Source organism: Brochothrix campestris, from assembly GCF_046058945.1.
Lineage (GTDB): Bacteria > Bacillota > Bacilli > Lactobacillales > Listeriaceae > Brochothrix > Brochothrix campestris.
On sequence record NZ_CP175511.1, the window covers coordinates 1173960 to 1189093 of the forward strand.

Consider the following 15134-nt stretch of genomic DNA (forward strand, 5'->3'; position numbering starts at 1 on the left):
ACATGAAAACAGAAGGAAGTGCACTAGTTTCAAAAATCAAACAATTGGAACAACAGGTGACAGAGCAAATAGCTGAGATGGCTAAAATGAAGATAGAACGCGATGAAGCAATACACGCTCTTGAACATTATAAGGCAGAACAACGTGATTTTCAGACAAAAATTGAAGCAAGTCGTGTAGAAAAAGAAAAACGCATTCAATTTCAGCGTACCGTTTTTCAAGTGTTAGAACAACAAAAAAACTTGATGGAAATTACAGAAACACAGCTAGCTGAATTAAGCTCTTTACATGAGAAACTTAAGCAAGCACACGCAATTTTAGTTGCAGAAGTAAAACGTAAAGATTTAGAACTGAAACAGCTGAACGAAAGATATCAACGATTAAACAATACTAAAATCATTAAATTGATGAGGAAATATTGGGTTTTAAAAAAGAAACGAGTGAAGGGAATAACGTAAATGAAAACTTGGAAAGTTGAAATTGAAGAACTACAGCAACAAATTTTAAACCAAATCAACCCTGTTTTATTATCCAATACAGCGATTATGAAACTAGAAAATTGGTTTAGTTCACATCCGACAGTCCATAAATACAGTCAAGATAATAACTTAATATTTTCCAATACAACCGACAAAGCAAATTATATTTCGCTCTTGGAGAAAAATACCTATTTTAAAAGTTTTCCTCAAGAGCTTATTCCAGTATTAGAAAACGAACATATCCATTTACACTTTGATGCGGAGGTGATTGGTAAGGCCTCTGTTCACATAGCAATTATTGAATATAGTCATGTTGAAAAACGAACATCGACATTATATTCAATCCAAGCGCCAATTACCCATACATTATCTGATATGACAAAAGAAATTAGAATAGCAATGAAAATAAGTGGTAAAGGCATGGTTATCCTCAAAAAAGGTGAAATTAAGCGAATCGATCAAGTGAACAAAAATAAGGATATAAGTAAAGCTGCGCCACAACAATTATTAAAAAAAGTAACAAAAATCAATGACTTAACTGAGTTGAAGATGGCCGTCATTTTTGATGAGTTTACGATGAGTTGTTATCAAGAAGAAGTTAAACTGATTACATTTTCGCCAGAAAACTTCAAAGCGGTTTTAGAAGAACAACAACCGGACTTATTATTCGTGGAAAGTGCATGGCGCGGAAATGGTGGTAGTTGGGAATTTAAAATTGCTAAATATGCGAATCAAGATAAAGAAGCATTACATCAATTGTTGCAATGGTGTAAGAGCAGAGGTATTCCAACGGTTTTTTGGAATAAAGAAGACCCTATCCATTTTGAAAAATTCATTGAAACGGCAGAGTTATTTGATTATATCTATACTACAGATGCCAATATGATTGAAAACTACCAGAACCGTGCAAAGCATAAGAATGTTTACGCACTCCCTTTTTCTGCCCAACCGAGATTACATAATCCGATTCGTTTGAAAAATGAGCGGAAAGATGGGGTATCTTTTGCAGGTTCGTATTATGGAAATCGTCATGTAGAACGACGCAATGATATGGAAGAAGTTTTGGAGGTTGCCACGATTCAAGGATTGGATATTTTTGATCGTAACTATGAAAAGAACAAAGAAGGTCGAACAGACTTTTCATTTCCAGAACGCTTCCAAAAAAGTGTACAGGGTAGTTTACCTTATAAAAAGATTCCACTTGCGTATAAAGGTTATAAATATATGGTTAATGTTAACAGCATTAAATACTCACCAACGATGTTTTCACGAAGAGTATTTGAAGGACTTGCCTCAGGCACACCTATTATAAGTAGTTACTCGGAGGGAATCAAACGCTTCTTTGGAGATATTGTTATGATAGGTGACGATACTTCTTCGTTAGAAGAAAAATTCCGTGTTGTTTTAGATAATGACCAACTTTACGAACAAAAAAGACTAGCAGGGATACGAGAAGTGATGCTTCACCATACGTATCAGAATAGGCTCTCTTTAATTTTAAAAAACATCGGCATTACATACACTTATCAAAATGACGTCACGATAATTGTACGGGCTAAAAATGAGAAAGAAGCAGAAAAAGCAAAATTATTATTTGAAAGTCAGCTTTATCCAGCGAAAAAACTTATTCTTCTGACAACAATTAATGCAGCTAATGCCCAGTTGATGAATCAGTATAACACATCAACTTGTCGAATTTATCACTATCCTTATTTAAAAAACATCCCGTCTCTATCTGATCTTATTGATACTAAATACAGTGCCTACATTGATTTACAACATTTTTATGGCAAGCATTACTTAGAAGATATGATTGCGAGTGCTATATATAGTGAAGCGGATATTATTGTCAAAAAAAATCATTTTTTATTTAAGAAAAATCAATTAATTGAACAAGAGAAAGGGTTAGATTATCAATTCGTAAGTGATGGTGGATATGGACAAATTCTCTTTAAAACGGAAATGGTAACATCAGATAATGTGTTTGAATTGTTTGAACGTATGGCTATCGATGACTCGTTAGCATCTGAATTTAGTGCGGGTAAGCGACTATTTAGCAGCGATCGCTTTAACTTCATTAAACAAGGGGGACAATGTCCAATGAAATTTAAAAATCAGGTTGAAAAATAGATTAGGAGGACTTATGCGTCAGTTAAATGTTTTAGTATATGGTGATGTGGATTTGAATTTTATTGATGGGTCGGCAGTATGGCTCACTTCAATGGCAAATATGTTAGCAGTAGGTAAAAATGTGAATGTCGAAATTTTATTGAAAGCTAAAATTAAACATAAACATCTAATTAGTGAAATGGAGCAATTGGATAATGTGGCTGTGATTGACACCTTTACAGTTTATGAACAACATTCATTTGAAAATCGTAATCGCATGTCGATTTCTGAGGCCATTGCATTGATGAAGGAGCGGGATGACCTACTTAAGTACGATTTGATTATTGTACGGGGATTAGATTTAGTAGTGGCGTTACAAAACGAAAAGGAATTAGCAGCTAAAACAATCCCTTATATTACAAATTTTGAGCATCGGCAACAGTATTCGAAAAAAGGAGAACGGCGACGATTAAAGGCAATTTATCAAGACTTTCCAAAACTATTTTTGCAAACTGAAGAGATGAAAAAAGCTTTCTGTGAATTAACAAAAGAAAATGGATCGAAAATTGAACTTTTAAAGCCAATGATTCCAAATATTACAGAACAACCACGATTTAAGAATAACAATAACAAGCTCATTTACACCGGTAAATTTGCCGAAGAGTGGTACATTGAAGAACTGTTAGATATCGTTGATGGTCTAACGCAAGCTAAAGTATCGATTGACCTTAGCATTGCTGGTGATAAATTCCAAGGACCGCTTAATGATCGAAGAGCAGAACTTATTGAACGTTTCGACCAAATGGAGGCTGTTAAATGGCATGGTGCAGTTTCTCGGAAGCAAGGACAGTTGTTAATAGAATCAGCCGACTTAGGTATGGGGTTTAGGTCTGAATCAATTGATAATAATGAAAGTGTTGAGTTATCAACTAAGTTATTAGAGTATAGTCGAGCAGGTAAACCAGTCATTTGTCGTCCAACAAAATTACATCGGAAATTGTTAGGTAACAACTACCCTTTATTTGTTAATTCGACAAGGGATTGTCAAACTATCATTAAAAATGTAATAGCGGATAGTCAGCTTTATGAACGAGCTGCAAAAATGGCGTTTGATGCTGTTCGGCCCTATACTTTTCATGCAAGTTATCAGCGTTTGAAAACAGTACTGTGGGCGTTCAAAAAAGAGCCAATAAAACTGTTAGTTGCAAGTCATGATCTGAAATTTTTGAAGTTGGCAATTAAACAGTGGGAAGCAGATTCACAATTTGAAGTGAAAATTGATCAGTGGTCTGGTCATAATCAGCACGACGAAAGTAAAAGTCGTGCATTGTTAGACTGGGCGGATGTTATTTTTTGCGAATGGGGATTGGGTAATACTGTTTGGTATTCAAAAAACAAACATCAACATCAACATTTAATTGTTCGCGTTCATGCACAAGAAAACAAAACGGTTTATCCTGCCCAGTTTAATTATAGGGCAATTGATAAAATCATTGCTGTTTCGCCACACATATACGAAGTTTTTCAGCAAAAATGCGGGATGCCACGTGAAAAAATGATAATGATTTACAACATGATTGATACTAAAGTCTTTGCGAAACCGAAAGAAAAAGGTGCGGCGTTTAATATAGGATTAGTTGGAATTTTACCGCAGTTGAAACGGTTGGATTTAGCTTTGGACGTGTTGGAACAATTGATTGAAAAAGATCCACGCTATCGTTTGTTTATTAAAGGAAAGTTACCTTCAGATTTAGAATGGATGAAAAATCGTCCTGCTGAGATGGCATACTACGATGAACAATTTGAACGTATAAGAAAAGGGCCATTAAAAAAACATGTAATTATTGATAAACATGGTGCAGATATGGGCGAATGGTTTAAAAAAATCGGGTACACTTTATCGACAAGTGACAATGAGAGCTTTCATTTAGCACCGATGGAAGGCATGGCATCAGGTGCATTTCCTTGTATTTTAAACTGGGAAGGTGCGGAATCAATTTATCCAGAATCTTCTATAGTACCGACTATCACTGATATGGTCAATTTAATTGAGATGACTGATAGCACTAAGATTAGTCATTTGTCACGTTATCCAATGGAATATTTTGACTGTGTTAAGATAACAGCCGAATTAACTCATTTAATTATCAAAGTCAGTCAAGAATAGGAGTATTGATATGTCAGAAAAAGATCCACGCGTTGAACATTTAGATACTGTGTTCCTTTCTACAAGTGAAGCATTGGCGTGTTTGCAAATTTCAAAACAAGGGTTTTATTCATTAATTCAGCGTGGAAAAATTACACGTATAAAAAAGGGGTCTGCCGTTCTTTTTTTTCGTGATGAAATTGAAAAAAGAAAAGCAGTTTCGCCTTCATTACGTAAAAAATACGGTGCTAAAAAGTAAAAATATAAATTAAGAGGTGTGTAGATGAACGGACAATTACGTATTAATTCCCCCGGATTGACAGGGACCACAGTCACTTGGACAGGTGAATTGTTAAATATAACAGACAATGCGGAATATAATTACGCCTATTATGTAATCGTTAACAATGGGATAATGTACCGCAGCAACTATAAAATGGTAAAAAATAGTCAATTGACTGTTTCATTTGAAACAATCGAAAGTGGTGCTTATAAAATCCAGTTTTTCGTAAAACGTAACGGCAAACTTATAATTAATAAAATGAGTGAAACCGCCTACGTTGATAACCATACAGGAAAGTTATTGGAAGCTAAATTTTATAAGGAAGATATATATTTTAATGATTTAGCTGTCAAGTACGTTTTTCATGAGGCGCCATCAGATCATTTAGTGGTTATTTTTCCGGGAATTTCGACGCATGAATACAAAGGTAAACCACCAGTCTATAATTACATTCGTACCTTAGATGGTGTTGCGGTAAATCGTTTGTATATTTTAGACTCGTACGAGGATCAATTTTGTTTCTGCCTAGGAAGAGAAGGAGCGCGTGATTATGAACGGACGGTCGTGGCTCTAATTACTAAAATTGCGAATGAATTAAACATTAGTCCCAACCATATTATTACAGCAGGTTCGAGTAAAGGTGGCTCAATTGCCCTCTATTATGCCCTAACCTATAGTTATGGAAAAACTTTGGTGGGGAATCCACAAATTTACATTAGTACTTGTACAGAAGGTTTGTGTAAAAATAAATATGTTAAGGCTGCCTATGAAAAAATGGTAGGTAATCGACCTGAACAAATGCATCATCATCTCAACAATATTATAAAAAGTCGATTTTTAAGTTGTAAAAAAATACCAGAAATGTATTTTCATGCGGGTCGTTTCGACTATCATTACACAGAACATTTAAAACCGTTTTTAGATGGTTGCGATGCCAAGAAAGTGCCTTACATGCTTGATATAGCAGATTACGAGGATCATTCCTTAACAGGTACCTATTTTGGCCCATTGATGCGTCAATGGGTAGAGGAATTCGTTGCGGGAGAAACAGGTGAATGAGAGCCTCTTTCAATGTTTTAAAGGTCCATTTTTTATATTTTCGTATTATATTACGATTAGCTCAGTATGATCGAAAAGCAACCTACCATTTATATAGACTAGGTTTTTGGTGGGAATTACTCAGTCCTTTAATCCAAGTTTTGGTATATTATCTTATTTTCGGTGTTTTTGTAGCACGTGAAAGTATCGGTGTTAGCGATATTCCTTATATCAGTTGGTTATTAGGAGGTATCATTCCTTGGTTTTTCATTAGTGCCACAGTTATTCAAGGTGCAAAATCGATACATACTCAACTGCCCTTAGTGGTGCGTACAAATTTTTCGACAACGATTTTACCAAGCATAGCACTTGTGAGAAACTTACCGGCATTTGTAATAATGTCTCTGCTTTTATGTTTGATTTTGACAGTGACGGGTACATCCTCAGCTGTTAATGGCTGGAGACTAAGTTATGCTTTTTTTGAAATGTGGTTATTTTTAGGTGCGATTAATTTGTTGAACGCTAGTATAACTGTACGGTTCAGAGATTATCAATTGATGATTAATGCATCGATGCGTTTGTTATTGTTTTTGTCAGGCGTCATTATTCAGTTGGATTTTAGTCAACATCAACTGCTTGCCAAGTTAATGCATTTAAATCCGTTACTTCATATTATCGAAGGGTTTCGATCTGGTTGGTTTGGGATTGATAACGGTCGTAGTTTGATTGTGGATAGTTGTTATTTTTGGAGTATCACGCTCATAATATTTGCCTGCGGCGCTTATATTCATCAACGCTATCAAAAAGAATATGTGAATTATATGTAAATGGAGGAGTCAATGAATAAAATTGCAATTGAATGCATTAATGTTACGAAACGGTTTGAATTGAAAAAAAGACGAATAAATAAGCCATTAACCGCACACAAAAGAATGCAGTTCAACGGGCTTGAGAATGTTTCCTTCAGAGCTCATCAAGGAGATGTTGTCGCAATACTTGGTCTAAATGGATCCGGAAAGTCAACGTTATCGAATATCATAGCCGATGTAACGACACCTACATCTGGCAAGGTGAAACGCTTAGGAACGGTTTCTTTATTAGCGATAAATGCTGGCTTGAAACCTGCGTTATCAGGATTTGAAAATATGCGTTTGAAATGTTTGTTTCATGGTCTCAGTGAGAAAGAGAGTGGCGTACTGTTATCGCAAATGGTTGTTTTTTCTGAGCTTGGTGATTTTTTATATCAACCGGTAAAAAGTTATTCGAGTGGAATGAAGGCAAAACTCGGTTTCAGTGTCGCGATTCATATGAATCCAGATTGTCTAATTATTGACGAGGCATTAGCTGTTGGTGATCAAACCTTTTATCAAAAATGTATTGATAAAATTAACGATTTTAAAGCCGAAGGAAAAACAATTTTTTATGTCAGTCATTCGCTCGCTCAAATCCGCCAATTATGCAATAAAGCCTTATGGTTAGAAGGTGGTCGTGTAAGAAAATATGGTCCTGCAAAGCAGGTATGTGATGAGTACCAGCAGTTTGTTAATGACATTAAACAACTAGCAGTACCAGTAAGAGAAAATCAACAACATCAGCAAATGCTCAAGCAAACAATTCCTTACGAAAAAATCGAACGTAAAAAAATACAAGTGAAGTGGTATACATGGTTGTATTTGTTATTTATGACCACTTTTCTAATAACGAGTATTTATTATTTATAAGAAAAGGAGCAGTGAAATGAAAAAAATAAAAGTTATGACGATATTTGGTACACGCCCGGAGGCAATAAAAATGGCGCCGCTAGTATTAGAACTTGAAAAACAATCCAATCGGTTTGAGTCAGTAGTAGCGGTCACAGCTCAACATCGTCAAATGCTCGACCAAGTGTTGCATCAATTTGGGATTTCCCCTGATTACGATCTCGATGTCATGAAAGATAAACAAACACTAGCAAAAGTAACAGCCAATGTTTTAACAGGACTTGAAGAAGTAATGTTGGCGGAAAAACCTGACGTAGTACTTGTACATGGTGACACGACAACGACTTTTGCAGCGTGTCTTTCTGCTTTTTATAATCAAATAAAAATCGGGCATGTTGAAGCAGGTTTGCGAACCTGGAATAAAAAATCCCCTTTCCCTGAGGAAATGAACAGACAAGTTGTAGATGTTTTATCTGATTTTTATTTTGCACCTACCGATGCAAGTGCTCAAAATCTTCTTAAAGAATCGCATCCTAAAGAGCACATTTATGTGACTGGAAATACTGCAATTGATGCACTTAATTATACTGTATCTGATGATTACTCTCATTCAGTTTTGAATAAAATTCAATCGGGAAACCGGCTGATTTTATTAACAATGCATCGTCGTGAAAATCAAGGGACACCAATGCGCCGCGTTTTTAAAGCAATACGTGAAGTGCTTGATCTGTATTCTGATGTCGAAATTGTTTATCCAGTACATTTGAATCCTGTTGTGCAAGAGGCGGCCAAAAGTATTTTAGGCAATCATCCACGTGTTCATTTGATTGAACCACTTGATGTCATCGATTTTCACAATATAGCAGCTCGTAGTTATTTTATCATGAGTGATTCAGGTGGTGTTCAAGAAGAGGCGCCATCTCTAGGTGTACCTGTGCTCGTATTACGTGATACGACTGAGCGTCCAGAGGGGATAGAAGCAGGAACATTAAAACTCGTAGGTACAAAAGCAAACGAGGTGAAATGGCATATGATTGAATTGTTGGATGATATTGAAGAACAACGTCGAATGTCTCGCGCGGATAATCCGTATGGTGATGGTAGAGCGTCGAAAAATATCCTAGAGGCTCTGGCCTATGAATTTAGTTTAACGACGTTTCGACCAGACGATTTCAAATAACAAGTAATTGAGGCGACCACGTAATTTAGAGCTATATTCTAGCTTATGCTGGTCGCTTTTTGGTTAGTTAGACGGAAATGAGGCAATGACCAATAAAAAGAGTGGCATTTGAGCCACTCTTTTTTATTTGCATTTTAATAGAGAAGATGTATTTTGGTTAATCAGTGAATTGTTCTCTCATTTTCAAAATGAAATCGGTCGTAGGGTTATCTGAGAGATAGACAAAATTCATTTGTTTCGGTTTGAATTCACGACTTAAGTTGAGTTTTTTGAGGGTTCCTCGGGCTAATTCATCTTGGACACAGACGTCAAACATAAAAGTAATCCCGATATTTTGTTCAACGACACGTTTGATGAGATCGATACTACCTAATGTGGTTTGATGTTTAAAACTAGCTAAATCAATTTGTTCCTCCGATAAGTGCGACTCTAAGGATTTCCGTGTCCCTGAACCTAATTCACGAACGATTAACTCGTAATCGAATAAATCTTCAAATGAAAGAACGTGATCAGCAAGTTCAAATTCAGGTGAGCAGACACCGATAATAGTAGCTTTTGAAAAGGGTATACTTGAAAAAACTTTTTTATTGAAATCTCCCTCAATAAAAGCAGCGTCAATTTTACCTTGTGCAAGATAACTCAATAAGGTTTTGGTATTTTCAACTAATACATTAAGTTTAAATTCATTTTGTTCTTTAAACATCTCAACGAAAAAAGAAGGGATAATATAATCGCTTACAGCCAGCGTACAGCCGAGGTTTATTTTTGTATAATTCATCGAATTGAGTTCATCGAGTGTTTTGTTAGAATAGTTCATCATGAATTGTATTTTATCGTATAACAACTTCCCTTCATCTGTTAAAAAAACTTTTTTGTTTTTATGAATAAATAATTTAGTATTCATTCGCTGTTCTAAAAAAGCGATGTGATTGCTAACGGCCGGTTGGCTCATATTCATTAATTCAGCAGCACGTGTATAATTCAGTGTTTTGCATACGGTTAAGAATGTTTCATAATGATAATCTAACATCGTTTTGACATTAGTGAATTGGTTCGCATCACTAATTCCTCCTATCTACGGTTATATACTATAAGTATAGAATGTTTTGACGATTATTACAATCTTTGCACTAGTTAGAAAGCGAGTTAAATTCTAAGAGTACAACTGCATTCGCGTCTAACGTGAGTGATAGAGACTTTTTTGGCGAGCATCTGAAAAGATAGTTTTTCAATTGTAAATGGGTCGCTGCATTAATGTATGTTTGCGTCTCATAATCAAGTGAGGGTGCCTCTTGAAATTTATCATAAGCATAGAAAAGAGCTCCGTGATGACGATTAAATTCGAGTTGTTTAACTTGATAATTTGCTTGTTTTAGATTATTCATTGTGATTGAGAAAGACATGGCGTGACCGGCAACAAAAATTTCTTCAGACGAATAGACAGGGTTGAAATAGGTTGTATGCCAAAGTAAGAGCTGGTAGTGACCGTTGTAACCTGTAAGAAGATAGTTGTCGCCTTGTGAAATGATTTCTCCCTCAAGTCGTTGTGTTAGCTCTAGACTAAAATAGGTTGGACGTTTACCACTGAAATAATGAAATAATTCTAAACCATCAGGATGGACATTATTCGAACGTCCATGTTTTTCATAAATCTCAATATTGAGCCAGAAACCATAACCATCTACTAAATGATTTAAAGCTATTAAATCATTTACAATGATTGCACCTCGGAAAAAATAGCCGTTAGAACGTCTAGTGTTCCCTGTCAAAGTATTCCAATCGCTCAAATAAAGTGGACAGTCAATACCATGAAGTTGCATTTGTTGTTTGATGAATCGGGTTTTTTCGATAACATAACGTTGGTTTGATTGTTTATCTTTAAAATTATCGGCATTGAAAAAGACATGGTTAGGATCTGCCACAAAAGATAGAAAATCACACTTCACGAAAACCTTAGTATAATACATTGGATTGATGTAATTGGTAGTAAAAGGATCGTCAATCGGCATTTCTGCTCCCACTCGACACGAGGGCAGGTGTTTTTTTAGAATAGTAGCAACATCTGTAAACATTTCAGTATTTCTAGATAGCGAATTTAAATCGAGTAGACAATTAAAATGCCATAGGGGTTGTTGTTTTTGAATTCTTGTTCGATTATAGTGTTGTATGAATTCCAAGATGTAGGTGCTTTCTTTATGATTACGTTGACTATAAACTGTTAATGAAAAGTTGTAAAACAGTTCTAACTTGTATTCATCTAAAAAAGCAAAGCTATTATCTAATTCCTCAAACTGTGGGAAGGCATTGATACGTTCTTCTTGATAAATTTGACTAGCTATCGGTATTTCATTGATGAGTGAGTGGATGCCAATATATTTGATATTGGCAATTTTAATAAGCGCACATATGTCAGCTTGAACACTTTTTCGAGACAGGCATTCAAGCGATTCGATGTTAATAATCACTCCGGGTTTTTCTAGTTTAGTTGGTGCTTTTGGAGTGATTGTTAATTGTTGATGTTTTGATGTCGTTAATAATGGGAGTTCTTCGTTTGAAACAATATCTGCGTATCGGTAAAGCGGGGTTAAAATTGAAGCGTTTTTTGTTTCAGTAATCATAGAAACAGTAGAATTTGGTTGCTGCTGTTGTTTCTGGCGATAAGTTGTGGGGGGGACACCAATGATTTTTTTAAACTGTTGTCTGAATGTTTTTGCTGTTTTAAAACCATTATCAATGGCGATAGTTTCAATGCTTTTTTTTGTATAGAGCAGTTCTGTTACGCTTGCTCTTATTTGAATTAGTCGTAAGTAGTCAGAAAAAAAATAACCAGTTTCACGTTTGAAAAGTTTAGATAACGTTGACTTCGCCATAAAAAAAACGTTTGCAACCGTATGGAGGTCCAGTTGTTCTCCAAAATGGTCTTCGATATAAGTCATGATGTCATTGATTTTTTGATTATTGTGTAGAGCGTTTACGTGCGTATTTTCTTGTTTGAATTGTTGTGTCATAGTAAGAATGACTTGAAGGAGGGCGATGGTTTGTTTTGTTTTTTTTAATGAGTCTGAAGAAAAGTCAATCAAACAAAGTTCAGCCATCTGCTTGCGTAAGAGAACGCAGCTCATTGATTCACCTATGAAAAAAGCTGTATGGAAAAAGGCTGGATACTGTGATGCGAAAAAGATACTATTAATCGCTAATTCGACATAAACCGCTTCTTCGTGATTTAGTGGCGTCTTTTCGATACGATCATTGATATTGAGAATAAAACAATCACTCTCGCATAACTGAACGGCTTCAGATTCACGTGTGACAGCCATTTTTCCTTTTAAGACGAGTAATAATGTTGTTTCGTTGTAAAAACAATGTGTGTGGCTAGTTAAGTAGTGATAATTCAACCGATAATTTATAGTGTCAATGACAAAAACCCCCTCCGAGTAGTTAAAATATACCATAAAAAGGGCTGATAAGTTCTTTTTATGGTCTTTTTTTTTCAGTTTTAAATCAAAAAAATGAAAAGGCTGTCTATTAGAAAGAAACGACCTTGTTAAGGGTGTGTTTTTACTTTAAATTTAAAGTATCAGTTGAGAGGAGAGAAACATTATGACTACATTACAAGCGCAATTATTTACCTTACTTAACGAAAAAGAAGCTGAGATGATCAAAATTCGTCGTCATCTTCACAGACATCCCGAATTATCATTTCAGGAGACAGAAACAGCCAAATACATCGCTGCCTTTTATGAGGGCAAGGATTGTGTTGTAAAAACGCAAATTGGTGGCCAAAACGGAGTATTAATTGATATTAAGGGTGGTTTACCAGGACCAAGTCTAGCGATTCGGGCTGACTTTGATGCCTTGCCGATTAAAGAAGCAACTGGCTTACCGTTTGCCTCTGAGAACGAGGGTGTGATGCATGCCTGTGGCCATGATGGTCATACAGCTTACATGATGGTGTTGGCCGATTGCTTAATTGAGCTGAAGGCGCAATTGCCAGGTTCAGTTCGAATTATTCATCAACCGGCCGAAGAAGTACCACCAGGTGGTTCAATCGGAATGATTAAAGCCGGCTGTTTGGAAGGCATTGATAATGTCTTTGGGATTCATGTTATGAGTAACATGGAAGTGGGCACAGTTGGGATTCATCCCGGCTCAGTTCACACCGGCCGAGCAACCTTTAAGGTAAAGCTACAAGGTAAAGGCGGGCATGGTTCAACACCTCAAGATGCGAATGATACAATCGTTGCGGGTGCCCAGTTTATTAATGCCATCCAAACCATTGTCAGTCGTCGTGTGAGTCCGTTTGATTCCGCTACTGTTACAATTGGGTCCTTCGATGGAAAAGGCTCAGCCAATGTCATTAAAGATAGTGTCACTTTAGAAGGTGATGTCCGTGTGATGAAAGAAGAGACACGAGCTGTTGTTGAACAACAGTTCAAACAAATTTTAGCTGGGATTAGCGATGCCTTCGGACTAACTTACGAGTTAGATTATGCCAATGATTATCCGGTCTGTGTTAATGATGCCGAAATGACGCAACTTGTAACGGAGGCCATTCGAGCTGATAATATACCTGAAGTGACACGTGTGTTTGATTGTGGTCCGCAAACACCGTCAGAAGATTTTGCTCATTATGCTGAAGAACGTCCGAGTTGCTTCTTCTTTGTTGGTGCCCATACACCTGGAAAACCAGTATATCCTCACCATCATCCTCATTTTGATATTGATGAAAACTGTCTTTTAATTGCAGGTAAGGTGATGAGTAGTGCAGTCGTTCATTATTTAACAGAAGGAGGCACACATCATGAGTAATTCAACACAACAAGCGACACAGGATTTTAAGGGAACGAATAAATTATTAGTCGGGATTGTCTTTTCGGTCTTAACTTTTTGGCTCTTTGCCCAATCGTTACTGAATATGGCGCCAGATGTACAAAAGGATTTAGGGGTATCATCAGGGATATTAAATATTGGTATTTCAATGACCGGTTTGTTTTCAGGTATTTTCATCGTTGTTGCTGGTGGGTTAGCTGATAAACTCGGGCGGGTGAAATTGACTTATGCCGGTCTCGCTTTTAACATTATTGGTTCATTGGCCCTCGTATTAGCCAATGGTTCGGTACTCTTTATTAGTGGTCGGATTTTACAAGGGTTAGCTGCAGCCTGTATTATGCCGGCAACAATGGCCCTCGTAAAAACCTATTATGCTGGAAAAGAACGTCAACGTGCCCTCAGTTTTTGGTCAATTGGTTCATGGGGTGGTTCAGGTTTATGTTCATTTTTCGGTGGCGCAATCGCAAGCTCACTCGGGTGGCGTTATGTCTTTATTTTTTCAATTATCATTTCGTTAATTAGTGCCCTGTTAATAATGGGCACACCCGAAAGTAAGGTTATTACAACGGTGAAGGCTAAATTCGACTCACTTGGTTTGACACTGTTTGTTATCTCAATGATCGCCTTGAATATTTTAGTCTCAAAAGGGAGCGAATTTGGTTGGTTAAGCGGTACAAGTATCGTGTTAGCGTTTGTCATTATTATCGGTGTGACACTGTTTGTTAAGGTTGAAAAAAGCAAAAGTAACAGCTTCATCGACTTTAGCTTATTTGAGAACCGCGGCTACACAGGGGCTACCATTTCGAACTTCTTGCTCAATGCTGTGGCAGGGACAATGATTGTTATTAATACATACATGCAACAAGGCCGGGGGCTATCAGCCGCTAAGACAGGGATGCTCTCAATTGGTTACCTTTGTTTAGTATTAATTACCATTCGAATTGGTGAAAAATTATTACAAAAAATCGGCGCGCGTAAACCGATGCTACTCGGTACATTATTATCAGGTTTTGGGGTAGGGCTGATGGCATTAACGATGGTCGATGGTATCGCCTATCAGATTCTTGTTTTCATTGGTTATAGTTTCTTCGGAATGGGGCTCGGTATTTACGCGACGCCATCAACCGATACTGCAATTTCAAGTGTACCGAATGAAAAAGCAGGTGTGGCGGCCGGACTTTATAAGATGGCTAGTTCACTCGGTGGTGCCTTAGGTGTTGCCATTTCAGTGGCAATCTACAATGGTTTAAGTGCTAGTGTTAGCTATACAACAGGGGCAACAGTTGGTTTGCTTACAAACATTCTGTTCTGTGTGTTGGCGATCATCTCCATTTTATTCGTCATCCCCAAAAAACAAAACTAAATAACA

At 36.6% G+C, this 15134-nt stretch carries 12 protein-coding genes; 10 read left to right on the plus strand and 2 right to left on the minus strand.

From position 1 onward, the window contains the following. Window positions 1-2: 2 nt before the first annotated feature. Genes ACJYYY_RS05830 through wecB form a run of 8 tightly spaced genes read left to right on the plus strand, consistent with a single transcriptional unit; the run spans window position 3 to window position 8935 of the window. Window positions 3-458, plus strand: a complete 456-nt coding sequence (locus tag ACJYYY_RS05830) for a hypothetical protein (RefSeq protein WP_408868699.1) — start codon at window positions 3-5, stop codon at window positions 456-458. Further along, window positions 459-2609, plus strand: a complete 2151-nt coding sequence (locus tag ACJYYY_RS05835; RefSeq protein ID WP_408868700.1) for a glycosyltransferase — start codon at window positions 459-461, stop codon at window positions 2607-2609. A gap of 13 nt (window positions 2610-2622) precedes the next feature. After that, entirely contained in the window at window positions 2623-4755 is a 2133-nt protein-coding gene (locus tag ACJYYY_RS05840; RefSeq protein ID WP_408868701.1) for a glycosyltransferase, read from the plus strand. Window positions 4756-4765: 10 nt separating this feature from the next. Further along, complete coding sequence (locus tag ACJYYY_RS05845) at window positions 4766-4993, plus strand: helix-turn-helix domain-containing protein (protein ID WP_408868702.1); 228 nt, start codon at window positions 4766-4768, stop codon at window positions 4991-4993. Between the two features lie 24 nt (window positions 4994-5017). Then, window positions 5018-6076 (plus strand): hypothetical protein, encoded by a 1059-nt coding sequence (locus tag ACJYYY_RS05850; protein WP_035312781.1) that lies wholly within the window; start codon window positions 5018-5020, stop codon window positions 6074-6076. Then, window positions 6073-6882 (plus strand): ABC transporter permease, encoded by an 810-nt coding sequence (locus tag ACJYYY_RS05855; protein WP_051456755.1) that lies wholly within the window; start codon window positions 6073-6075, stop codon window positions 6880-6882. Before ACJYYY_RS05850 ends, ACJYYY_RS05855 begins: the two co-directional genes overlap by 4 nt. A 12-nt stretch (window positions 6883-6894) precedes the next feature. Then, on the plus strand, window positions 6895-7776 hold the full coding sequence (locus tag ACJYYY_RS05860) for an ABC transporter ATP-binding protein (RefSeq protein ID WP_035312779.1): 882 nt from the start codon (window positions 6895-6897) through the stop codon (window positions 7774-7776). Window positions 7777-7792: 16 nt separating this feature from the next. Continuing rightward, window positions 7793-8935, plus strand: coding sequence for a non-hydrolyzing UDP-N-acetylglucosamine 2-epimerase (wecB, locus tag ACJYYY_RS05865; RefSeq protein WP_035312778.1), 1143 nt, complete (start codon window positions 7793-7795; stop codon window positions 8933-8935). A 157-nt stretch (window positions 8936-9092) separates the two neighbouring features. Here wecB and ACJYYY_RS05870 read toward each other — a convergent pair whose 3' ends face one another. Both ACJYYY_RS05870 and ACJYYY_RS05875 read right to left on the minus strand, forming a co-directional pair. After that, complete coding sequence (locus tag ACJYYY_RS05870; protein WP_408868703.1) at window positions 9093-9965, minus strand: LysR substrate-binding domain-containing protein; 873 nt, start codon at window positions 9963-9965, stop codon at window positions 9093-9095. 100 nt (window positions 9966-10065) lie between these two features. After that, entirely contained in the window at window positions 10066-12030 is a 1965-nt protein-coding gene (locus ACJYYY_RS05875) for a helix-turn-helix domain-containing protein (protein WP_408868704.1), read from the minus strand. Window positions 12031-12535: 505 nt separating this feature from the next. Between ACJYYY_RS05875 and ACJYYY_RS05880 the strand changes: the two genes are divergently transcribed. Both ACJYYY_RS05880 and ACJYYY_RS05885 read left to right on the plus strand, forming a co-directional pair. Further along, complete coding sequence (locus ACJYYY_RS05880; protein ID WP_408868705.1) at window positions 12536-13744, plus strand: M20 family metallopeptidase; 1209 nt, start codon at window positions 12536-12538, stop codon at window positions 13742-13744. After that, window positions 13737-15128 carry an MFS transporter gene (locus ACJYYY_RS05885; protein ID WP_035312770.1) on the plus strand — a complete coding sequence of 464 codons (1392 nt, stop codon included), beginning with the start codon at window positions 13737-13739 and terminating at the stop codon, window positions 15126-15128. The genes ACJYYY_RS05880 and ACJYYY_RS05885 overlap by 8 nt, the downstream gene beginning before the upstream one ends. Window positions 15129-15134 lie beyond the last annotated feature (6 nt).